This window comes from Isoptericola variabilis 225, assembly GCF_000215105.1.
In the GTDB taxonomy this organism is placed as follows: Bacteria; Actinomycetota; Actinomycetes; order Actinomycetales; family Cellulomonadaceae; genus Isoptericola; species Isoptericola variabilis_A.
On record NC_015588.1, the window covers coordinates 3,011,275 to 3,033,404 of the forward strand.

The 22,130-nt window shown below is 73.3% G+C and carries 15 protein-coding genes, 1 tRNA gene and 2 pseudogenes; 10 read left to right on the plus strand and 8 right to left on the minus strand.

Annotation, left to right across the window (positions count from 1 at the left end; all coding sequences use genetic code 11):
* Window positions 1-186 precede the first annotated feature (186 nt).
* Both ISOVA_RS13890 and ISOVA_RS13895 read left to right on the plus strand, forming a co-directional pair.
* The gene (locus ISOVA_RS13890; protein WP_013839846.1) at window positions 187-1,941 is read left to right on the plus strand and encodes a choice-of-anchor I family protein; all 1,755 of its coding nucleotides are present in this window, start codon (window positions 187-189) and stop codon (window positions 1,939-1,941) included.
* An 82-nt stretch (window positions 1,942-2,023) separates the two neighbouring features.
* On the plus strand, window positions 2,024-2,632 hold the full coding sequence (locus tag ISOVA_RS13895) for a dihydrofolate reductase family protein (RefSeq protein ID WP_013839847.1): 609 nt from the start codon (window positions 2,024-2,026) through the stop codon (window positions 2,630-2,632).
* Between the two features lie 2 nt (window positions 2,633-2,634).
* On the opposite strand, the gene ISOVA_RS17015 is transcribed toward ISOVA_RS13895, so the two are convergent.
* The 5 genes from ISOVA_RS17015 to ISOVA_RS13915 form a co-directional block, all read right to left on the minus strand.
* On the minus strand, window positions 2,635-3,144 hold the full coding sequence (locus tag ISOVA_RS17015; RefSeq protein ID WP_221927819.1) for a zinc-binding dehydrogenase: 510 nt from the start codon (window positions 3,142-3,144) through the stop codon (window positions 2,635-2,637).
* Window positions 3,141-3,392, minus strand: coding sequence for an alcohol dehydrogenase catalytic domain-containing protein (locus tag ISOVA_RS17020; RefSeq protein WP_221927820.1), 252 nt, complete (start codon window positions 3,390-3,392; stop codon window positions 3,141-3,143). The genes ISOVA_RS17015 and ISOVA_RS17020 overlap by 4 nt, the downstream gene beginning before the upstream one ends.
* Window positions 3,393-3,599: 207 nt before the next feature.
* Window positions 3,600-4,085 (minus strand): nitroreductase family deazaflavin-dependent oxidoreductase, encoded by a 486-nt coding sequence (locus tag ISOVA_RS13905; RefSeq protein ID WP_013839848.1) that lies wholly within the window; start codon window positions 4,083-4,085, stop codon window positions 3,600-3,602.
* 94 nt (window positions 4,086-4,179) lie between these two features.
* Window positions 4,180-4,848 (minus strand): Type 1 glutamine amidotransferase-like domain-containing protein, encoded by a 669-nt coding sequence (locus ISOVA_RS13910; protein WP_013839849.1) that lies wholly within the window; start codon window positions 4,846-4,848, stop codon window positions 4,180-4,182.
* 77 nt (window positions 4,849-4,925) lie between these two features.
* Complete coding sequence (locus ISOVA_RS13915; RefSeq protein WP_221927821.1) at window positions 4,926-5,765, minus strand: alpha/beta fold hydrolase; 840 nt, start codon at window positions 5,763-5,765, stop codon at window positions 4,926-4,928.
* Window positions 5,766-5,936: 171 nt separating this feature from the next.
* Between ISOVA_RS13915 and ISOVA_RS17350 the strand changes: the two are divergent.
* The 4 genes and pseudogenes from ISOVA_RS17350 to ISOVA_RS13930 form a co-directional block, all read left to right on the plus strand.
* Window positions 5,937-6,182 (plus strand): annotated as a pseudogene (locus tag ISOVA_RS17350) (RNA polymerase sigma factor); the annotation flags it as partial.
* Between the two features lie 67 nt (window positions 6,183-6,249).
* Window positions 6,250-6,528, plus strand: a complete 279-nt coding sequence (locus tag ISOVA_RS17355) for an RNA polymerase sigma factor (RefSeq protein WP_081474877.1) — start codon at window positions 6,250-6,252, stop codon at window positions 6,526-6,528.
* A 142-nt stretch (window positions 6,529-6,670) separates the two neighbouring features.
* Window positions 6,671-6,916, plus strand: coding sequence for a hypothetical protein (locus ISOVA_RS13925; protein WP_041294905.1), 246 nt, complete (start codon window positions 6,671-6,673; stop codon window positions 6,914-6,916).
* 24 nt (window positions 6,917-6,940) lie between these two features.
* On the plus strand, window positions 6,941-7,459 hold the full coding sequence (locus ISOVA_RS13930) for a hypothetical protein (RefSeq protein ID WP_041294906.1): 519 nt from the start codon (window positions 6,941-6,943) through the stop codon (window positions 7,457-7,459).
* Window positions 7,460-7,502: 43 nt separating this feature from the next.
* On the opposite strand, the gene ISOVA_RS13935 is transcribed toward ISOVA_RS13930, so the two are convergent.
* Window positions 7,503-7,805: a hypothetical protein gene (locus ISOVA_RS13935; RefSeq protein WP_013839851.1), complete on the minus strand. Its 303-nt coding sequence runs from the start codon at window positions 7,803-7,805 to the stop codon at window positions 7,503-7,505.
* A gap of 139 nt (window positions 7,806-7,944) precedes the next feature.
* Here ISOVA_RS13935 and ISOVA_RS13940 point away from each other — a divergent pair, with 139 nt between their 5' ends.
* The 4 genes and pseudogenes from ISOVA_RS13940 to ISOVA_RS13970 all read left to right on the plus strand — a co-directional run.
* The gene (locus ISOVA_RS13940) at window positions 7,945-8,724 is read left to right on the plus strand and encodes an SDR family oxidoreductase (RefSeq protein ID WP_013839852.1); all 780 of its coding nucleotides are present in this window, start codon (window positions 7,945-7,947) and stop codon (window positions 8,722-8,724) included.
* A 210-nt stretch (window positions 8,725-8,934) separates the two neighbouring features.
* Window positions 8,935-9,228, plus strand: coding sequence for an IS3 family transposase (locus ISOVA_RS17025; RefSeq protein ID WP_013839173.1), 294 nt, complete (start codon window positions 8,935-8,937; stop codon window positions 9,226-9,228).
* A gap of 559 nt (window positions 9,229-9,787) precedes the next feature.
* Window positions 9,788-11,067 (plus strand): IS3 family transposase gene (locus ISOVA_RS13965; protein WP_143762140.1). Its coding sequence is split into 2 segments (ribosomal slippage): window positions 9,788-10,091 and window positions 10,091-11,067, totalling 1,281 coding nucleotides; the frame shifts between segments, so codons are not numbered across the junction.
* An 8-nt stretch (window positions 11,068-11,075) separates the two neighbouring features.
* Window positions 11,076-11,495 (plus strand): annotated as a pseudogene (locus tag ISOVA_RS13970) (transposase); the annotation flags it as partial.
* Between the two features lie 122 nt (window positions 11,496-11,617).
* Here ISOVA_RS13970 and ISOVA_RS13975 read toward each other — a convergent pair.
* Both ISOVA_RS13975 and ISOVA_RS13980 read right to left on the minus strand, forming a co-directional pair.
* Window positions 11,618-11,707: transfer RNA gene (locus ISOVA_RS13975), tRNA-Ser, on the minus strand.
* 294 nt (window positions 11,708-12,001) lie between these two features.
* The gene (locus tag ISOVA_RS13980) at window positions 12,002-21,745 is read right to left on the minus strand and encodes a calcium-binding protein (protein WP_013839854.1); all 9,744 of its coding nucleotides are present in this window, start codon (window positions 21,743-21,745) and stop codon (window positions 12,002-12,004) included.
* Between the last annotated feature and the right edge of the window lie 385 nt (window positions 21,746-22,130).

Genomic DNA, 22,130 nt, shown 5'->3' on the forward strand with positions numbered 1-22,130 from the left:
GCTGCGCCGTGGCCGTGACTTCCTGCCCGGCCTCGCGCGCGCCGTCGTCGAGGACCTGCGTGCCGGCGTCGTTCATCCGCAGGTCGGCATGGGTTCACCCGACGAGGCCTGCCGTCACCCGCGCTGCCTAGCGTCCACCGGGACGGCGCGCGACCGCCGCGCGCCCCGGTTCGACGGAGGACCCCAGTGCCCGTACGTCCCAGCACCCCGCCCACCCGCGCGCGCCGCGTCGGCGCCGCCGCGGCGTCCGGCGTGGCGATCGCGTCGCTCGCCGTGCCGCTCGCCGTGTCGTCCGGGCTGCCCGCGGCCGCCGAGATCGTCGACGCGCCCGTCGTGCTCGCCGCCGACGACGCCGCGATCTCGCTCACGCCGGTCGGCTCGCACGCGACCGGCGTCTTCGACGAGTCCGCGGCCGAGATCGTCGCCTACCACGCGCGCTCGCAGCGCCTCTTCACGGTCGACGCGCACGCGGGCGCGGTCACCGTCCTCGACGTGTCCGACGCCGGTGCCCCGGTCGAGCTCTTCGCGCTGCGCACGACGGGGATCGCCGCGGCGGACGGCTCCGTGGTGCCGGCCGGCGCCGTCGCGGACTCGGTGGCCGTGCGCCCTGACGGGCTCGGCGTCGTCGCGGTCGAGTCCGACGTCAAGACCGACGACGGCTGGCTCGTGTTCTTCGACGCCGCGGGCGACGGCGGCGCGCTCGGTGCGGTGCGCGTCGGCGCGCTGCCCGACATGGTGACGGTCACGCCCGACGGCCGGTCCGCCGTCGTCGCGAACGAGGGCGAGCCCGCCGACGACTTCAGCGTCGACCCCGAGGGCTCGGTGTCCGTCGTCGCGCTGCCCAAGAAGGTGGCCGCGCCCGCGCAGGACGCCGTGCGCACGGCGGACTTCCACGCGTTCGAGGGCGACGCGCTGCCCGACGGCGTGCGCGTCTTCGGGCCGGACGTCCCGGCCCCGGACGGGTCGCTCGAGCACCGCGTCTCGCGCAACCTCGAGCCGGAGTACGTGGCCGTCGCCGAGGACTCGCGCACCGCGTACGTCACGCTGCAGGAGGCGAACGCGATCGCCGTCGTCGACCTCGCGTCCGCGACCGTGACCGACCTCTGGCCGCTCGGGGCCAAGGACCACTCGCTGCCGGGCAACGGCATCGACCCGTCCGACCGCGACGGCCGCGTCGACATCCGCGACGTGCCCGTCAAGGGCCTGTACATGCCCGACGCCGTCGCGGCGTACTCGGCGCGCGGCACGACGTACCTCGTCACCGCCAACGAGGGCGACGCGCGCGAGTGGGGCGACTACGAGGAGCCCGCGCGGGTCAAGGACCTGGGCAAGGACGGGCTCGCGCCGGTGTGCGCCGACTCGCCGGCCGCGGGGCTCCTGGGCGACGCCGACCTGGGCCGGCTCAACGTCACCACGGCGTCGGGGCTGCGCGCGGACGGCTCGTGCTACGAGGAGCTGTACGCGTTCGGTGGCCGGTCGTTCTCGATCTGGACGACCGACGGCGAGCTCGTCTTCGACTCGGGCGACGCGTTCGAGCGCATCACCGCCGAGGCGCTCGGCGACGCGTTCAACACGAACCACTCGGAGACGAATTTCGAGGGCCGCAGCGACGACAAGGGTCCCGAGCCCGAGGCGCTCACGCTCGGGACGATCGCGGGGCGGACGTACGCGTTCGTCGGGCTGGAGCGCGCGTCGGGCGTGATGGTCTACGACGTCACCGTGCCGGCCGAGGCGTCGTTCGTGACGTACGTGTCGAACCGCGACTACTCGGTGTCGGTCGAGGACGCGGACGACGTCGACGCCGCGCTGGCGGAGGCCGGCGACCTCGGGCCCGAGGGCATGGCGTTCGTCCCCGCGCACCGGTCGCCGACGCGCACGCCGCTGCTCGCCGTCGCGAACGAGGTGTCGGGCACGACGACGCTCTTCGAGATCACCCGCTGACCCGCTCGCTCCCTCCTCGCGAGTTGTGGCGCGTCCTGCGGCGCCGGCGATGAGTCGCCGGCGCCGCGCGCGTCTACCAGCCATGACCAGGATCGTGGGCGAGATCTCCGTCTCCCTCGACGGGTTCGTCACCGGCCCGAACCCCGGGCCCGACAACGGCCTGGGCGACGGAGGCGACGCCCTCCACGCGTGGGTGTTCAGCGACGACCCCGTCGACCGGGAGCTGCTGCGCAGGTCCACCGAGACCAGCGGGGCCGTCATCCTCGGCCGGCGGCTGTTCGACATCGTCGACGGCCCGCAGGGCTGGAGCGAGGACTTCGGCTACGGCGCCGAGGAGGCGGGCCGGCCCCCGTTCTTCGTCGTCACGAGCAGCCCGCCCGCGTCGACCCGGTTGCCGTACTGGACGTTCGTCACCACGGGCCTGCCCGACGCCGTCGCGCAGGCGCGCTCTTCCGTCGACGCCGCGGGTGGCGCAGGCGCCGACCGGGACGTCGTCCTCATGGGCGGCGGCGCCACGATCGCGTCCGCCCTGGACGCCGGGCTGCTCGACGAGCTGCGGCTGCACGTCTCGCCGGTCGTCCTCGGGGCGGGGACGCCCCTGTTCACCCCCGGACGGCGGCACGGCCTCGTCCAGCGGGAGGCGACGCCGTCGTCGACGGCGGTGCACGTCGTATACGACGTCGAGCGGTGACGTCAGGGCGTGACCACGACCTTGCCGCGCGCCCGGCCGGAGGCGAGGTGCCGCACCGCGTCCGCCGCGCGCGCGAGCGGCCAGGTGCTGTCGACCACGGGACGCAGGGCGCCCGAGACCAGCAGCTCGCCGAGCTCGTCGAGGTCGCGACGGTCGTTGGACCGCCACGCGAACGTGCCCATGCGGGTTCCGGTCGCGCGGCCGACGACGGGCCCGAGCAGCGCCGTCTCGACGAACGAGCCGATGCGGCGGGCGACGAGGACGTAGCGCCCGCCGGGCGCGAGGCACCGGCGCATCGCCAGGACCGAGCGGGTGTCGGCGATGTCGAGGACGACGTCGAACGTCCGTCCCGAGCGGGTGACGTCCTCGCGGGTGTGGTCGACGACGTCGTCGGCCCCGGCGGCGCGCAGCAGGGCGTGCTTGCCCGGGTGGTCGACGCCGGTGACGTGGGCGCCGGAGGCCTTGGCGAGCTGGACGGCGAACGGCCCGACGCACCCGCCGGCGCCGTTCACGAGCACCCGCTCCCCGGCCGGATCAGCCCCGCGGCGCGCAGGCCCTGCAGCGCCAGGCCGCCGGAGTGCGGCACGGTCGCGGCGTCGGCGAGCGTGACGCCGTCGGGCACCGGGGACAGGGCCGACGCCGGCACGCGCACCCGGTCGGCGAGGGCGCCGTGCCCGTGCTCGAACAGGTCCGCCCAGACGCGGTCGCCCGCGCGCGGCCCGTCGACGCCCGGCCCGACCGCCTCCACCTCCCCCGCCACGTCGACGCCGACGCCGCGGTTCCGGGCGGCGCAGCCCGTAGCCGACGCGCGCGACGGCGGGGCGGCCGGCCAGGACGTCGAAGTCCGCGGTGTTGAGGGATGCGGCCGCGACGCGCACGACGACGTCGCCCGGCCCGGGCTCCGGCTCGTCCACCTCCGCGAGGGTCAGCACGTCGGGCGGGCCGTAGCGGTCGCGGACCAGCGCCCTCATGCGGCCGGAGCCCGGTGGAGCACCAGGCACTGGTCGACGCCGAAGAGGCGCCCGACGACCCGGTCCGACGCGGACAGCAGGTGCGCGACGTCGGCCCGGCCGACCACCCGCGGCTCGACGACGCGGTGCACCTGGCCGTCGACCTCGACGGACGCCTCCCCCGCGGCCAGGACGTTCCGCAGCCAGTCCGGCGTAGTGCCGTAGGGCAGCATGACGAGCCAGCCGTTCTGGGACGCGGTGAGCGTCACGGGCGTGCGGTACGGCTTCCCGGACCTGCGCCCCACGTGGCGCACGACGTGGTTCGACGCTCCCGGCCGTCCCGCCGTCGTCAGGGTGCGCTTGTTGAACCGGTCGCGCCCGAGCCGCCGGACGAAGGCGAGACCGGGCTCCCACTTGGTCCGCATGGTCACCACGAGCGCGGCCAGGGGCACGGCGACCACGACCGCGAGGCCACCGACGATGCCGAGGATCCAGCTCCACATGAGAACGCCTCCAGAGGTCTGCCTTACGGTGTAAGTCTTACGTTGTAAGGTAGACCCGGGGCGTCGGGCCGTCAATGGTGCAGTTCGCCGGCGCTCATGCCAGCCGTCGCCACGTCCCCTGCGACACGACGTCGACGCCGCCGCCGTCGACCACGATCGCCGTCTCGTCGTCGATCGCGTACGCCGGTCCGCCGAGGCCGGCCGCCCACCGTTCGGCCGCGGCCGCCGTGTTCTCCGTCAGCTCCGGGTGGTCGAGGTGCGGGAAGATCGAGAAGTCGACGACGCCGAGCGCGGTGTCCCCACCGCCGTCGGGCGACGTCCACCCGACGAACTCCCGCCCCACGCGCGGCGTCATCACCATGCTCCCGCCGCTCATCCCGACGTAGACGGTGCCGTCCAGCGACGGCAGCAGGTCCGCCAGGCCGGACTGCCGCATCCAGTACGCGAGGTAGACGGCGTCACCGCCGGCCGCGAGCAGGACGTCGGTCTCGCGGACGAGCGGCACCCAGCGCTCCTGGGGGATGCTCGGCAGCGCCGTCAGCTCGAGCACACCGACCGACTTCCAGCCCAGCCCGGTCATGTCGTCCGACCGCCCGGTGATGAAGTTCCAGGCGTTCACGCCCGGGCCGACCCACGGGTGCCCGTACAGCGCGGTCGGGATGCACAGGGCGGTGCAGTCGGCGACCGGGCGCCCGAGGAGGTCGACCAGCGCGGCGTGGATGGTCGAGTTCCGGACACCGCCGGACGTGAGCAGCAGCTTCATGCGGGGCCTCCCGGGTCGGCGGATGCCACTGCAGACGGTGCTCGGGTCGCAGACTCATCGCCGGCCGACCATGACCTCTACCTCGTGATGAAGTCGGCAAGGGCGCGAGCGATCCGGTCCGGCGCATTCTCGGTGGGAATGTGGCCCGCATCGGGGATGCGTACGAGAGTCGTGTGCGGAATCTCCGACGAGAACCGCTCCGCGTACTCCACCTTCTGGAATTCGTCGTCCTCGCCCCAGATCAGGAGCTTGGGCACCGGGGACCGCCGCAGAGCAGGAACCAGGTCCATGGTGTAGCGGCTGTCGGCTGCGCCGGCCAGGTTCATCCACGAGCGGCGAACCCGCGCCTCCGCCCACGGCTCGAGATAGTCGTCGATGCGCTGCTGGGTGGCGGCGCCGGCCAGCGCCATCGTCACTGCGCGCCGACGGGCGCTGAGCACCTCCTCGGCAGTGGTCGCCGCGACGATGTTCGGATCCCTGAACCGGGCCACCCCGGGCACGGGCCAGGAGTCGTAGGTGACCGAGTTGACCAGGGCCAGTCTGTCGACCTCCAAGCCATCGTGAACAAGGAGGTGCTGCGCGATGGCACCGCCGATGTCGTGGCCCGCGACGGCCACAGGCCCGGAGATCTCGAGCGCGGACGCGAAGCGCCCTACCCACTCCGCCAGAGCCGGGACGGTCGCGGTCTCCAGATCGAGCTCGCCGCCCGAGAACCCCAGTCCTCGCAGGTCGACAGCGACGGGCCGGAGCCCCGCTTGAGCGAGGCCATCGAGCACCGGTAGCCAGACTCGACTCCAGTACGTCCCGTGCAGGAGGAGCACCACCGGCCCGTCGCGTTCCACCGTCAGGTAGCTGGCCAGGTCACCGTCCACCTCGACCGTGGTTCGCACGGCCGTCGTCGCTGCGATCTCGTTCACGGTGATCACGATCGTCCGGACCGGAGCCACGGCCCAGTACCGGGAGGGACATCCCCCGGCGAATTCCTGCCACGAGCCGCGACCTCTGGCTCGACGTCGGGCCGCGCTGTAACGCTTCGCAGATGCCGGACATGACACAGTCGTCACCGTCCACCGTCGAGAGGCCCTTGAATGCCCTCCCCCGAGTCGCCGGCAGCGCCGCCGCCCGGTGAGCACACGCCGTCGGGCACGTCGTCGCCGGCCACGGGCGACGAGGCGCGGTTCACCGCGCTCTACGAGTCCACGCACCGGGCACTGCTCGCATACGCCGTGCGGCGCGTCGCCGACCCGGCGGACGCCGCCGACGTCGTCGCCGAGAGCTTTCTCGTGGCCTGGCGCCGCATCGAGGACGCACCCGCCGGCGCCGACGCGCGGCCGTGGATGTTCGGCGTCGCGCGACGCGTGCTGGCCAACGCCCGGCGCGGCGAGCGCCGTCGTGCGCGCGATGCGGGGTCTGTCCGAGGACGACCAGGAGCTGCTGCGCCTGGTCGCCTGGGAGGAGCTCGCGCGAGACGAGATCGCGCTCGTCCTCGGCATCTCGCGGGCGTCGGTGCGCGTGCGCCTGCACCGTGCGCGCAAGCGTCTCGCCGAGCAGCTCGAGGCGCTGGCCGCGGCGGACGACACCGCGGCAGCCGTCCTCACGGCGGCAGGGAAACGGAACCGGTCGGCCGGACAGGTGATGGGCGGGTGGGCACCGGCCCGCCCCGGAACTGAGGAGGCGTGATGACGGACGTGATGAAGCGGCTGCAGGCAGCGGACCCGGCCCGGCGGGCGAACCTCGAGTCCGTGGACGCGGCGGCCTTCGCCGCACTGCGCGAGGAGATCACCATGACCGGAGCCCAGCTGGACGCCGGCGGGCCATCGCGGTGGGCCTCGCCGGCGTGCTCGCCGGCGGCGGGGTCGCCTACGCGGCGATCCAGGCGCACCGCGCGGCCAACGCCGAGGGCCTGGCGTGCATGACCGCGTGGAAGGGCAACACGTCCGACGGACTGCAGGCCGACGCGGCCGGCCCGTGGCTCACGGGCGACGCGGTCGCCGACTGCACCACCATGCTGGCCGAAGCCGACCTGCCGCCCGTCGAGAACCCGGTGGTGTTCGAGCACGACGGATAGGTCTACGTCGCCCCGGCCGACCAGGTGCCCGACTGGGTCGAGCCGATCGACAGCGCGGCAGGGCCCGCCGTCGATCCCGCGGTGGTCGAGCTGCGGCTCAGCCTCTCCGACCGGATCGACGGCGGCAACGGCACCTGCCGCACGCTCGACGAGGGTGCAGCGTGGGCGCAGTCGGAGCTCGATCGGCTGGGCCTCGCGGACTGGACGGTGAAGGCGGTGGGAACGCCGAGCGCCGAGAAGCCGTGCAGCAACCTGACCGCCGAGGTGGTCGGGACGGTGGTGGTCGGTCCGGCCATCGAGCCGGATGCGACCTATTACCAGCCCGAGATCGACCCCATCGTCGGCGAGCTGCGGCGAGCGCTCGTCGGGCAGTGCCTCGCCGTCGAGGACGCACGGGCCGTCGTCGACGAGGCCCTGACCTCGCTCGAGCACCACTGGCCGACCACGACCGTCGTCGACGAGGCCGCCGAGTGCGCTCGCGCCGACCTCGCCGTCGGCGGCAGCCTGCAGGTGACGGTCTACGGCCCGACGTCGGTGGGCTGACGCCGAGCAGCGGGGTGGAGCCCTGGGTGCGTCGCGTCCGGCCTCACGGCCGCGGGTCGCGGCGCACCCAGGGCTTCTCGCCGCGGCGCTCCCCCATACCGGCCGCGCACTTGCGGCAGACGCCCGTGACCCGGTCGGCGTAGCCGCCGGTGGCGGGCTGGACGTCGGCCCAGGTGACGTGCGAGAACCGGCGCAACCCTTCGCGCGAAAGGGCCAGGCCGCACACCGTCTGGTTGGTGCCCGGCACCCAGGCGTGGACCTCACCCGCCGGCGACCGCGCGTTGTGGTCGGGGTCGAACCACTCGCCCGGGGCCGCGACCGATGCGTTCGTGACCCGCTTCGGCACAGCGCCTCCTCCAGCTCGGTGGGACGTCCGTCCAGCATCGCTCAGCGGGTTCGCGCCGGCACGATGGGACGCCCGCTCGGCGGGCGAGGGACCGACGGCGTGGCTAGCGTCGACGGCGTCGACCACGGAGGGATGCACGATGACGCTGGAGGGCAAGGTCGCGCTCGTCACGGGCGCGGGGTCGGGCATCGGACGAGCCACTGCCGTGCGCCTCGCCCGCGAGGGAGCGACCGTCGTCGCGCTCGGGCACCGGCAGGAGAGCGCGGACGACGTCGCGGAGGAGATCCGGCACGACGGCGGTTCTGTGCTCCCGGTGTCGGCGGACGTCGGTGACGCGGCCGCCGTGCGTGAGGTGCTGGAGCGGGTGGAGCAGGAGCTCGGCCGGCTCGACATCGTCGTCGCGAACGTCGGCGTCAACGGCGTCTGGGCCCCGCTCGAGGAGCTCGAGCCGGAGGAGTGGTCCAGCACGATCACGACGAACCTCACCGGCACGTTCCTCACCGTGCGGTACGCCGTGCCGCTGCTCGTGCGGCAGGGCGGCGCGATCGTCGTCGTCTCGTCGATCAACGGCACACGCACGTTCAGCAACTCCGGCGCGTCCGCCTACGCGACGAGCAAGGCGGGGCAGGTGGGGTTCGCGCGCATGGCCGCCGTCGAGCTCGGACCTCGCGGCGTGCGGGTCAACTCTGTGTGCCCGGGCGCCATCGACACCGAGATCGATGACAACACCGAGCAGCGGAACACCGAGAACCTCGGCGTGCGGGCCGAGTACCCGGACGGGCAGATCCCGCTGACGGGTGACAGGCCGGGCGTGGCGGCGCAGGTTGCCGACGCCATCGCCTTCCTCGTGTCCGACGCCGCGAGCCACGTGACCTGCACCGAGGTGTTCGTCGACGGCGGGCAGTCGCTCATCGCGTGACTGCCGCGGGACAGGCGACAGCTTCCCTGTCAAAACCAGTCCGAGACGGCTCGGCGCAGCCCGCGGAGCGCCGAGGCGATGGCACGGACGACCGTCACGATCAAGCTGACGACGTCGACCAGCTCCCACACACGAGCAATGGGGACTGCTGCACGCACAGGTGACATCTGATCTGTGGTGCTGAGGAGCACTGCTGGAAGGATGTGCACTGTGCCGAAGCCGTACCCCAAGGAGTTCCGCGACGACGTCGTCCGCGTCGCGAGGAACCGTGAGCCGGGCGTCCACCTCAAGCAGATCGCTGCCGACTTCGGCATCAGCGAGTCGTGCCTGACGAACTGGCTGAAGACCGCCGACGTCGAGGACGGCACCAAGCCCGGCACGACCGCGACTGAGAACGCCGAGCTGCGTGAAGCGAGGAAGAGGATCCGGCTCCTGGAGCAGGAGAACGAGGTCCTGCGCCGGGCGGCTGCCTACCTGTCACAGGCCAACCTGCCGGGAAAATGATGTACCCGCTCGTCCGCGAGCTGGCCGTTGACGGGATCCCCGTCACGGTGACGTGCCGGGTGCTCAAGATCGCTCGCCAGCCCTACTACCGCTGGCTGAGGGAACCGGTCACCGAGGCCGAGCTGACCGAGGCGTACCGGGCGAACGCTCTGTTCGACGCGCACAAGGACGACCCCGAGTTCGGCTACCGGTTCCTCGTCGACGAAGCACGTGACGCCGGTGAGCCGATGGCCGAGCGGACCGCGTGGCGGATCTGCTCGCAGCTGGGCTGGTGGTCGGCGTTCGGCAAGCCCAAGCGAGGCAAGGCGAAGAAGCCCGGCCCGCCGGTCCACGACGACCTGTGCGCGGTGGTCGACAAGCACGGCGTGATCCGGCACGAGTTCAGCGCAGATGGGCCGAACGAGCTCTGGATCGGCGACATCACCGAACACCGGACCGCGGAAGGCAAGCTCTACGTCTGTGCGTTCAAGGACATCTACTCCAACCGGATCGTGGGCTACTCCATTGAATCGCCCTGGGTTTCTTGGAGGCTCGTGACCTTGGAAACGAGGATGGAGCCATGCCGAAGGAGCAGGTGCCCGGGAAGCGGCAGACGCGGCGCTACAGCCCGGAGGAGAAGGCTGCGGCGGTCCGGATGGTCCGCACGCTGCGAGCAGAGCTGGGGACAGAGCACGGGACGATCCAGCGGGTCGCGTCCCAGCTGGGCTACGGAGTCGAGTCCGTGCGCCAGTGGGTCAAGCAGGCCGACATCGACGATGGCCACGCACCCGGGGTGACGACCACCGAGGCGAAGCGGATTCGGGAGCTTGAGCAGGAGAACCGCGAGCTGCGCCGTGCCAACGAGATCCTCAAGCGCGCGGCGTCTTTCTTCGGGGCGGAGCTCGACCGCCAACACAGGAAGTAGTCGCCTTCGTCGACGCCAACCGCGGCGAGATCGTCGAGGGCAAGAAGCTCGGAGTCGAGTCCATCTGCGCCACGCTCACGAAGGCGGGGCTGCCGGTGGCTGCGAGCACGTACTACGCCGTCAAGAGCCGCGAGCCGTCGGCACGTGCCCGGCGGGATGCCGAACTCCGGCCAGCGCTGCGGCAGCTGTGGGATGCCAACTATCGGGTCTACGGCGCCCGCAAGCTGTGGAAGGCTGCACGTCGGGCCGGCCATGACGTCGGCCGCGATCAGGTCGCCCGGCTGATGCGCGCCGAGGGCATCGAAGGTGTCGTGCGGACCAAGCGGGTGCGCACGACCAGGCGGGACGAGAGGGCGGCGCGGCATCCAGATCTGGTGAAGCGGGACTTCACCGCGACCGGTCCGAACCAGCTCTGGGTGACGGATCTGACGTTCGTCCCGACGTTCGCCGGGATCGCCTACGTGTGCTTCATCATCGACGCGTTCTCGAGGATGATCGTGGGCTGGCGGGTCGCAGGGCACATGCGCACCGAGATGGTGCTCGACGCGATCGAGATGGCCCGCTGGTCGCGCGGCACCCAGCTTGAAGGGCTGCGCTGCCACTCCGACGCAGGCAGTCAATTCACGAGTCTGCGCTACGGCGAGCGGCTCGCCGAGATCGGCGCGGTGCCCTCGATCGGGACCGTGGGCGACAGCTTCGATAACGCCCTCGCCGAGACGGTGAACGGCTACTACAAGGCCGAGCTCATTCGCGGACCCGCAAGGTCCGGGCCGTGGCGCACCGTCGAGGACGTCGAGCTCGCGACCCTCGGCTGGGTCCACTGGCACAACCACCAGCGGCTGCACGGCTATCTCGGCGACCTACCGCCGGCAGAGTTCGAAGGGAGGTTCTACGCTACCCACCAGGGCCACGAGGCCCTGGTCGGAATCAAATGATCAGAGCCTCCACCAGACCCAGGGCGGTTCACATCGACTCGCGGATGAAGTCTCGCTTGGCCGTCGCGGCGCTGAACAACGCGGTCGCTCGGCGCGGCGATGTCGCCGGCTGCGTGGTCCACACGGACAGAGGCTCCCAGTTTCGGAGCAGGAAATTCGTGCGTGCCCTCAACCGTCACGGCATGGTCGGCTCGATGGGCCGCGTCGGCGCGGCCGGGGACAACGCCGCCATGGAGAGCTTCTTCGCACTGCTGCAGAAGAACGTCCTGGATCGCCGTCTCTGGGCCACCCGCGAGGAGCTGCGGATCGCGATGGTGACCTGGATTGAACGGACCTACCACCGACGCCGTCGACAGGCCACTCTCGGGCGGTTGACCCCCATCGAGTTCGAGACCATCATGACCGCGCCAGCCACTCAGGCTGCGTGACCCAACCTGTCACCCGTTCGTGCAGCAGTCCCCTCCGTGAAGGCAAAGAGCAGTGAATTCGCAGTACGGGGAACGACGAAGGGTCCCAGATCCGCGTGGTTCTGCGGGTGGGACCCTTCGGTTGGCGGTAGCGGTGGGATTTGAACCCACGGTGGACTTTCACCCACACACGCTTTCGAGGCGTGCTCCTTAGGCCGCTCGGACACGCTACCTCGCCGGACGTACCGGCCCACCGAGGATACCCAATCCGGGCGCTGACCCGAAATCGGGTACCGCCGTCGCGACGGACGTCACACCGTGAGGCGCTACGTCGCGCAGGAACGCGCTACCTCGCGCTCCAACGTGCTACCTCGGCGCGACGTGCGCTACCTCGCCGGATGGTGCGCTACCTCGGCGGATGGGGCGCTACCTCGGCGCGGGGTGCGCTACCTCGGCGTGCGGTGGTTCGAGTCTGTCGCGTTATCGGGCGCAGAACGCGACAGACTCGAACCACCGGCCCCCGCGGGTTACGGCACCGGGCAGGCGGCGGGCTTGTCGAAGTGACCGGGCGTCGTCGGGAACGCTCTGCCGGACCCGTGCTGGTTCTGCCCGGGCTCGACGAGCGCGAGCTCGAGGTAGGCGGACGTCCCCGGCGTCGAGGCGTCGGCCGGAGCACGCCCGGCACCCGCCGCGTACACCACGCCCTGCAGGAACGACTTCATCGACGGGCTGTGCTGCCGCACGTCGTTGTAGCCGCCGTAGGCCGCGTTGCAGTGCGAGTACAGGTTGTACGCGCCGTTCCAGTCGATGAGGCGGTCCTCGCGGTCACTGGGGCCGTTGGCCGTCTCGTTGCCCTGCATCACGTCACGGTCCCAGCCGCCGTAGATCCAGTCGGTGCCGTGGTGGTGCTGGTCGTTCGCCGGGTCGGCGTCGTGCGTGTCGGTCATGGCGAACCATGCGCACGGGTCGACGACGGTGCCGGGCGTGCCGGTCGGCGTGGTGCCGGTCGAGCACGTGGTCCCGGGCGTCGTGGCCGAACCGCGCGGGTTCCAGTCGAGGATGTCCGCGCCGGTCACGGACGCCTCACCGGTCCCCTCGACCGACGACCCGCCGAACACCAGGTCGAGGTGCTCGTCGTTGGCGCCCCGGTCGGGCGAGCCGTCGGGCAGGCCGCGCCCGCCCCACAGCACGTCGGAGCCCGACCCGCCGAGCACCGAGTCGCCGCCCGAGTCGCCGTTGGCGAGGTCGCCGCCCGCGCCGCCGAAGACCACGTCGCGGTCGTCGCCGCCGCGGATCCGATCCGCACCACCGACAAGCTCGCCCGGGTACGGCATCGGCGCGGACGCCGTGTCGACCCACTGAAGGTCCTCGACGTCGGAGAACAGGTCGACGCGCCGGTCGAGCGTCCCCGGCCGCAGCCCCGTGTACGAGTCGCGCGGCACCCCGCGCAGCTCCACGGTGAACGTGCCCTCGGCCGCGGTGTCGATCCACTGGCCGACGACGCCGCCCCGGTCGCCCAGGAGGGTGTCCTGCCCGGCGTCGCCGAACAGCGTGTCGTCGCCGAGCTCGCCGAGGACGTCGTCGTTGCCGGCGCCGCCGCGCATCGTGTCGTTCCCGTCCTGGCCCCAGAGCCGGTCGTCGCCGTCGTCGCCCGTGATGACGTCGGCGCCGAACGCACCGGCCGGCTCGCACGTGCTCCGGCCCGCCACCTCGGCGCAGAACCGCGTGGTGCCGTCCTGGCCCGCGGGCACGCGGCCCGGGTCGTGCACCCGCACGGCGAACAGCCGGTCGGGGTACGCCGGGTCGGAGGTCGACTCCGGGTACCGGTGCGGCTCGACCCGGTCGGACCAGGTCTCGGTGCCGCCCACGGTCTGCGCGACCGGGTCGCGGAGCAGCGTGCCGTCGTCGCCGAGCACGACGTCGGACTCCCCGTTGCCGGCGATCGTGTCGCCGCCGTCGCGGAAGCCGGCGCGCCGCGACCCGCCGATGAGGTCGTCCTGCCCGTCGGGCCCGGTCTCGGGCTCGACGGCGGAGCTCCCCGGCCAGCTGGCCTGCGGCACCGGAACGGTCATGCCGGGCACGGCCGCGGCGTCGCCGTCCTCGTCGAGCACCACGACCGGAGCGTCGCCGAAGATCGTGTCCCCGGCCCCGTTGCCCTCGGCGTAGTCGTCGTGCGGCCCGCCGCTGATCGCGTCCGCGGCGTCCTGGCCCCACAGGACGTCGACGCCGTCGCCGCCCATGATCGCGTCGGAGCCGCCGCTGGGCGCGAGCAGGTCGTAGGGCTCCACGGCCCGCTGCCGCACGAGCGTCCCGTCGGTCGACGAGCGCTCGAGCATCGACGTCTGCGCGCCCTCGCCACGGAGGATCACGCCGTCGTCGCCGAGCACGGCGTCGTCGCCCGAGTCGCCGAAGACCTGGTCGCCGCCGTCGCCCTGGCCCGTCGAGGCGCCGGAGCCGGTGCCCGGCTCGGTCGACGCCGGGTCGGCCGCGGGCGTCGTGGACCCGCCGACGAGGTCGTCGTCGCCCGGTCCGCCCTCGAGCCGGTCGGTGCCGGGACCGCCCTCGGCCGCGTCGTCGGCGTCGCCGCCCTGGACGCGGTCGTCGCCGGCCTGGCCGAAGAGCACGTCCTCGCCGCCCTGTCCGGAGAGCAGGTCGCCGCCCGCGTCGTCGGACCCGGCGTTCGCGCCGAGGTCGAGCAGCCGCAGGGTGCGCGGGGCGGACGTGGCGCGCTCGCGCCCGGTGAGCAGCGGTGACTCCGAGCCCGCCGCGGCCACGGTGACCACGGCGTTGTCGCCCAGCGCCACGTCGCCGCCCGCACCGCCGCGCACGACGTCGCCCGCGTCGGGCTGGCCGTCGGCGCCCGGTCCGCCCGGGGTCCCGGTGCCGAGCGGCGTCACGGAACCGCCGACGAGGTCGTCACGACCGGCGTCGCCGTCGATCGTGTCGGAGCCTCGCCCGCCGACCGCGAGGTCGTCGCCGTCCCCGCCGCCGAGCTGGTCGTCGCCGCCCTGGCCGAGCAGCGCGTCGTCGTCGGCGCCGCCGAACAGTTGGTCCGCGCCGGACGTTCCGGGCGGCGGCGACGCGCCGGTCTCGTGCTCGACGACGTGCCGGTCGGCCGTCGGCCGTCCGGCCAGCACCGGTGCACCCGGCGCCGCGCCGGAGGAAGGCATGATCGTCGCGTTGTCCCCCGCGACGACGTCGGCACCGGCGTCGCCGTAGACGCGGTCGCCCGTGTCGGGGCGCCCGGCCGCGCGCGTGCCGCCGACGAGCATGTCGTCGTCGGCCCCGCCGAACACCGTGTCGACGTCCGCGTTGCCCTCGGCGACGTCGTCGTCCGGGCCACCGTAGATCGTGTCGAGTCCGGCGTTGCCGTAGAGCGCGTCGGTGCCGGCGTCGCCGTTGAGCACGTCGGCGTCGCTGCCGCCCCACAGGCCGTCGGCACCCGCACCGCCGTCGAGCCGGTCCGCACCGGACTGACCGCACGCGCGGTCGTCGGACTCGAACAGCGTGGCGCGGTCCGCCCCGCCGCCGGCGCGCACGACGTCGACGCCGAGGCCACCGGTGATGGAGTCGCGCCCGTCGGCCGCGTTCGGTGCTCCCGGCTCGTCCGCGTTCGGCATGTCGCTGTCGCTCGCGACCGGGTCGCCCGGGACGCAGAGCTCCGCCGGACGGTACGCGTCGCCCCAGGCGTCCGCGCCGCCGTCGCCGCCCACCACGTGGTCGCGGTGCGCGCCGCCGACGAGCAGGTCGCGCTGCGGCGTCTCGCCCGCGGGCATCGGCTGCCGCGTGAGCGAGCGCTGCGGGCCGAACGCGTCGGACCCGGTGACGTCGCCGACCGTGTAGGGCTCGGCCAGGACGTAGTCGTCGTCCGGACCGCCGAACACCTCGTCGGCGCCGAAGCCGCCCGCGAGGACGTCCTCGCCCGCGCCGCCGAACAGGTACGCGTGCTGCCCGGCCGAGCCGAGCGACCGCGAGCTCACGACGTCGACGAGCTGGGAGCCCACGACGAGGTCCGTGCCCGACCCGGTGTCGACCAGGTTGGACGGGCGGCCGTCGCCGGCGAACGCGTCGGCGTCACCCGCGGCGTCCGCGAGCGCCTCCCGCTGGGCGTCGGTGAGGGTGTCGCCCGGCGTGTACGGGGCGCCGCCGACCGTGACGGCCGCGCCGGCGGCGAGCGGGACGTCCGCGTGCCGGCCGGGGAACACCACGTCGTCGCCCGGGCCGGTCGTGAGGCTGTCGCCGCCGTAGCCGCCGACGAGGATGTTCGTCGCGCCGCCGCGCACGTTGCCCTGCTCGCCGACGACGCCGATGACGTCGTCGCCGCCGTTGCCCCACACGACGTTGCCGCCAAGCCCGACCGAGACGACGTCCGCACCGCCGGACGTGTCGCCCTCGGCGCTCTCGGCCGGGTCGCCGAGCGCGGTCGCGACGGTCGCGCCCTTGGCCGTGGTGGTCGCGCCCTCGGGCAGGCCCGAGTCGCCCGCGACGACGGCCCGGCCCTGGCCGGTGCCGATCCGGTCCTTGCCGGCGCCGCCGGCGACGCGCACCTCGTTGCCGGCCGCGTTCGCGGTCGTCACGACGTCGTCGCCGCCCCGGGCGTCGACCCAAGCCGGTCCCTCGTCGGTGCGGATCTCGTCGGCCGCCTCGGTGCCGCGCACGACGACGGTGGTCCGGAACGACGCGACGGTCGCGTCGGCGTCGGCCGCGGTCACGGCCGCCTCTGCCGCCTCGGTCTCGCCGGGCTGTGGCTTCTGGCTGTCGCCGAGGAACGTGAGGTGGAACGGCGTGGTGCGGCCGGCGCCGTCGACGACGACCTTGGTCACGGCCCCCTCGTAGAACGTCGTGATGCCGAGGCCCTCGACGGTGTAGCCGGTGATCGGCCAGCCGCCCGCGGGCTTGGTGCCTGCGGAGTAGTCGTGGTTCTCGTAGACCTTGAACACCTCGGGCTCGTCGCCCTCGGCGCCCCACGAGCCGCCGCGCTGGCCGTCGCCGCCGGCGCGCCCGAGGTGCACCACGAGCACGTCGCCCGTCTTGGTCGCGAGCTCGGGCGGCTCGGGCGAGCAGTCGGGGGCCGCGCTGAAGTCGAGCAGCGTCACCTTCGCGATGGTCACGTCGAACGAGACCGAGAAGATGCTCACGCCGAGCGTGATGCCGAGCTCGAGGAACAGGTACAGCTTCCCACCGACCCGGAAGAGGCAGATCGGGTTGTGCTGCAGGGCGTCGGCGAACTCCGTGAAGCGGAACTTGCCGTCGTCGTTCGGGTCGTTCCAGTAGAACGACACGGTGAGCCCGAACCCACCTCTGACCTCGACCGTGATGACGACGATCGAGACGGCCACGCCGGCCGCGATCTCGCCGTAGAACTCGAGCACGGCGACGGGCTTGCCCTCGAGGTCGGTCGTCGCGAAGTACAGGCCGTCGAGCACCTCGAGCACGTCGGTGCTGCCGCCCTCGCGCCACGCGTTGATGGCCTGGCGGATGCCGTAGGTGTCGAAGCCCACGACGACGCGGGCCTTCACGCCCGCGGCGCCCGAGAGCGTCACGAGCACGGGCGGCGGCGCGTAGACCGGGCCGATCGAGTACTTCATCGAGAACCCGAGCTGCAGCGTGCCGGAGTCGAAGCGGACGATCTCGACGTCCCCGCCGAGCAGCAGGTTCGCGAGCTGCTCGGGCTGCTCGAGGAACGTGAACGTGAAGCCGAACGGGCCGCCGTCCTTGCCGGGCGTGCGCACGGCCGAGCCGGTGAGCTTGCCCTTGATCGTCGCGGCCTCGCCCGTGGGCGTCGCCGGCCCGAAGGCGGACTTCAGCGAGCCGGCCTTCTCAGGTGTCGCGGGCGTCGTCTTGGCGACGGAGCCGTTGACGACGAGGTCGCCGATGGGCAGCGGCACCGAGCCCCCGGACGCGAGCTGCTCGGAGATCTCCGTGACCGTCTTGGCCGTCTCGATCGCCTGCAGCACGGCCTTGACCGCCGTCGTGTCGACGCCGCCGGCCAGCGTGTTGAACGTCTCGGCGAGGGACACGAGCGTCACCTCGCCGCCGCCCGCCGCCTTGGACAGGTCGGTCAGCACGGGGATCGGCGCGTAGAGCGTCTCGATGACGGGACGCAGCGGGTCGATCGCCTTGTTGACCGAGTCGATCGCGGGCCCGAGCTGGCTCTCGACGAAGCTGCCGAGGTCCAGGCTGATGTTCGTGAACGCGATCGACGGCGCGCCGGGCGCGGTCGACGTGGCGTCGCCGAACGCGGGCTGCGCCGCGTCCGCCGTGTTGTCGCCCGGGGACGCGTCGGCGCACGAGTCCACCGTCCGGCCCACGGCCCACCTCAGGCAGAAGTCGGTCGCGATGCCGGGCAGCGTCTGGCCCGCGATGGCGGGCGCCGCGGTGAGGTTCCAGTCGATGTCGACGCCGAACTCCGCGTGCAGCGTGATGGCGTCGCCCGGGGAGGTGACGAGCGCGTCGAGCGGCAGCGCCTCGGTCGTGGTGCCGCCGACCTCCATCTCCTGGCCCACGAAGTCGACCGAGAACGCACCGCCCACCTCGACGGCGTCGGCGTCGTTCTTGTCGACGTCGACCTGGAGCACGGCCAGCTCGGCCTGCAGGTCGGAGCCCGCCTGGTCGACGATGCGTCCGCCGGCCTCGACGTACGCCTCGGCCTTGTCGTCCTCGTTCTCCGTGAGGATGACGACGCCGGCCGTCTTGTCGAGCGCGACCTTGATGCGGAAGCCGTAGTCGAGCGACGCCTCGATCCCGCCCGAGCCGGGCGCCGAGCTCGCGCGCAGCGACAGGCCGGGGATGCCGAGGTCGAGCGGCACGTTGTGCACCAGCTCGGGGCCGTTCGGGTCGTCGTCGTTGCCCGGGTCGTAGGCCCACGTGAGCACGACCGTCTCGACGGCGAGCGGGTTGCCCGCGCAGTCGGCGAGCGGCTTCTCGGTCGCCTCGGCCGGCGCGGCCGTCGGCGTCGCGGTGCCGTCGTCGGTGAACGTCGTGCCCGTGACGTCGGCGACCTGCTCCCAGGCGCCGCCGTCGACCTGCCGCAGCACGAGGTACCCGGCCGCGCGCGGGTCGGCGTCCCACGTGACGACGTTCTGGGCGCCGTCGGCGAGCGGCGCGACGTTCTGCGCCGTGTCCTGGGCAGAGCGCAGCGTGATGTCGCCGCCGGCGGTGCGGCCCACGACGACGTACGCGTACGTCACGGTGGTGGCGCCGTCGGGCACGCCCTGGGCCTCGACCTGGACGTTCTGCGTGGGCTCGAGGACGCCGCACTTCTCCTCGATGGTCACGCCGAGCTCGTCCTCGAGCTTCTGCTTGACCTGGGTGTACTCGTCCCCGGCCTGCGTGCCGAGCGCCTCGAGCTCGGCGCGCGCCTCCGCGATGACGTTCGCCGCCTCGACGAGCTGCTGGCCGACGAGCGGCACCTTGCCGCCGAAGCTCGCGGCCTGGAGGCCCTGCTCCACGAGGCGCAGGTAGGTCAGCAGCGCCGACGGCAGGTTGGTGAGGTCGAGCGCCGAGCCGTACAGCAGGTCGGCGAGCGCGTCGGTGCTGGGCAGGTCGACCTGCGTGTCGCCGGCGAACCCGGCGGCAGACAGGGTGCCGCCCGCGGGGACGGGCTGGGTGATCACGAGCGACGCGTCGGTCGCCGAGATCGGCGCGCCGAGCACGTAGACGGGTGCGTCGAGGCAGAGCAGGGCGTTGCCCGTGCACTCGGCCGTGCCGGTCACCTGCACGCTGCCGCCGAACAGGTCGCCGAGCGTCGTCTCGCCCGAGGCGCCGAACGTGCCCGTGAGGCCGACGGCCCCGGTGACCGGGTCGCCGTCGGCGCCGAGCGACGCCTGCAGACCAGCCACCGAGACGTCGAACGTGCCGGTGAGCGCTGCGGAGGCCGACGCGGTCACGCTCGGGTCGACGAGCCGGAGCGCCTCGACGCTCGCCGTCCAGTCGCCGTACGCGCCGCCGAGCGGCACCGCGACGCCGGCGTCGACGTCGACGGCGGCGTCGAGCGTGACCTCGGCGTCGGCGCCCGCGCTCACGAGCGGGACGTCGCCGAGGCGGTAGGACAGCGGGACGGAGCGCTCGTACGCGCGGTGGAAGTCGACGTCGAGCACGAGCGCGGGCTCGCCGTCGACCGTGCCCACCCGCACGGGCAGGTCGGTGCCGAGCGTGGTCTCGACGCGGGCGACCGCGGCCTGCAGGGTCGTGGGCGGGTCGAGGACGAACGAGTCGACGACCTCGCCGATCTTCGTGGACGTCGCGAGCGCGTCGCCGTCGCTGCCGAGCACGTCGGCGAGGCTCACGCCGACGACGGGCAGCTTGGCCTTCGCGGCGTCGCCCATGAGGCTCGTCGCGCGCAGGCCGGCGTCGAACAGCGTGAGGATGTCGGCGAGCCGCCCGAGCAGCGCCCGCGGCTCGCTCACGTCGACGTCGAGCCGCAGCAGGTCGACGAGGCTGCCGCCGAACGTGGGCGTGCAGCCGGCGGGCAGCGTGGCGACGTCGCACGGCCCGACCGAGAAGGTCGCGGGCTCGGCGAGGATGTCGTCGAGGCCGGGCACCGTGATGGTGCCGTTCGTGACCGACACGGCCACGTTGAGGTCGAGGTCGACCGCCGAGGCCGCGTCGGTGCGCAGGTCCTCGAACAGGTCGCCCAGCGGGCGGTACTCGGTGCCACCCACGGTCAGCGAGAGCATCGGCTGGCCGCCGTCGGCGGGACCGACGACGATCTGGCCGCCGACGGAGACCTCGACGAACCCGACCTGACCGCCCGCGGCGATCGGCGTGGTGATCGGGAAGTCGGCCGTCGCCGTCGCGGAGCGGAACAGCATGCGGTCGACGCCGATCGGCGTCTCGTCGTAGTACACGGGGTTGCCGTCGGGCGTGGTGCCCTGGAGCGGCGGGTCGTGCAGCGTCGGCGCCTGCAGGTCGAGCGCGAGGAGCACCTCGACGTCGTAGCCGCGGTCCGCGGTGGCCGGCGGGTTCGTGGTCGCGTCGCCGGGCGTCGGCTCGGGCGCCTTGACGTTGGCGACCTTGCGGCCGCCGTCGCCGGACAGCAGGTTGCCCAGCTCGACGAGGCCGGTCTTGACGTCCGAGCCCTCGAGCCCGGGCGTGGGCACGTAGAGCGGGTCGGCGCCGTCCTGCTCGCGCTCGAGCCGCAGCGTGAACGGCAGGCGGTGGTTCGCGGCGTCGTACCCGCCCACCTGGACCGCGATGCCGGGTGCGGCGTCGAGCATCGAGAACAGCTCCTGGACACTGGTCCACTGCGGCTGGCCCGAGGTCGGGTCGATCGCGCCGGTGAGGAACGTCGTCAGGTTCTCCGAGAGCACGACGGCGTCGGCGACGGTGCCGCGCATGAAGGGCAGGTCGGCGTTCTCGGACGTCCGCTGGAGCGCCGCGAGCGCCGACTTCACGAGCACGAGGCCCTCGGCGGTATCGCGGATCGACATGTTCAGGTAGTCGCCGATCGCGTCGAAGCCCGTCGGCGTGACGGTGAGGGTCGCGGCGTCGGTGAGGTCGGGCCAGTCGAACGCGACGCTGGCGGAGATCGGGGGCGAGATGACGGCGCCGGTCGAGGTGACCGCGAGCGTGCCGGACGCGGCGGCCGAGGCGACGCCGACGGTGCTGAGCCCGATCGCGGAGCCCTCGGCGGACAGCTCGCCGTCGTCGGGCACCCCGCCCGGGTCGTCGAACGCGAGCCGGCCGTTGCCGTCCGGGTCGGACACCGTGCCGGTGTACGCGGCGTGGAGCTCGACGTCGGAGCTGGTGATCTGCGCACCGAGCAGGCCGACCGAGGCCGCGAGCGGGCCGTCGTCCGGGAGGACGAGGTCGACCGACGCCGTGACGGCGGGCGCGTCGGGGCCGGAGGCGACGACGTAGCGCACCGTGCCGCCGTCGGTCTCCTCGCTCGCGACCGTGAACTCGACCGCCGCCGCGACGGTGACCGTCACCTCGTCGTCGGCGGAGGTCAGCGGGAAGCCGGGCTCGAGCGAGAGGAACGTGGCGACGTCCTCGGTGACCGCGAGACGGTACCGGCCGTCGGAGACCTCGTCGAGGTCCCCCGCCATCGAGGGAACGGCCCCGGCCAGCAGGTCGCCCGGCGAGACGCCGACGACGGGCAGGGGCGCCTGCAGCGTCTCGTGCTCGGCGAGGCCGCGCGCCCAGGCCGCGACCTGCTCGGCGAAGAGGTCGTCCTCGTCCGCGACCGCCGGTGGTGCCACGAGGACGGTCGCGACGACCGCCCCCGACGTGAGGATCCCGACGACGGCCGACCCGCGCTTCGCACGCATGGCTCTCTCCCCTGCCCCGGCACACCCCCGTGCCGGTGTCGCTCTGGCGTCCCAACCGCCCGGCTCCGGGCGGCATGTGACGGGCGTCCCAGCGGGGCGTCCGCAGTGGAGGGAGGACCGTGGTGCCTGTCCCGTACGTCGTCGTCCGGACCCCCTCGGCAGCGCTTTCCTCCGGCAGTGTGCGCTCACCTGCGACGACGGCACGAGGGCTGCGGACCCATTTCACCCGCGATCGTGACGCCAGGACCGCGATTTCACCCGCCGTGTCAGAAGGGCGGTGGGCCAGGGCCCACCAGGTTTCTGACACCGGGACGTCGTAGGCTCGTCGCGTGCAACCCGTCGCCCGGCCGCTCGCGCCGACCTACCAGGAGCGCCGGTGGGAGCT

What these genes read in the sequence shown, in the direction of transcription:
- ISOVA_RS13895 (WP_013839847.1), top strand. Translation starts at nt 2,024, where the DNA reads ATGACCAGGATCGTGGGCGAGATCTCCGTCTCCCTCGACGGGTTCGTC.
- ISOVA_RS13905 (WP_013839848.1), bottom strand. Translation starts at nt 4,085, where the DNA reads ATGTGGAGCTGGATCCTCGGCATCGTCGGTGGCCTCGCGGTCGTGGTC.
- ISOVA_RS13910 (WP_013839849.1), bottom strand. Translation starts at nt 4,848, where the DNA reads ATGAAGCTGCTGCTCACGTCCGGCGGTGTCCGGAACTCGACCATCCAC.
- ISOVA_RS17355 (WP_081474877.1), top strand. Translation starts at nt 6,250, where the DNA reads ATGCGGGGTCTGTCCGAGGACGACCAGGAGCTGCTGCGCCTGGTCGCC.
- ISOVA_RS13940 (WP_013839852.1), top strand. Translation starts at nt 7,945, where the DNA reads ATGACGCTGGAGGGCAAGGTCGCGCTCGTCACGGGCGCGGGGTCGGGC.
- ISOVA_RS13980 (WP_013839854.1), bottom strand. Translation starts at nt 21,745, where the DNA reads ATGCGTGCGAAGCGCGGGTCGGCCGTCGTCGGGATCCTCACGTCGGGG.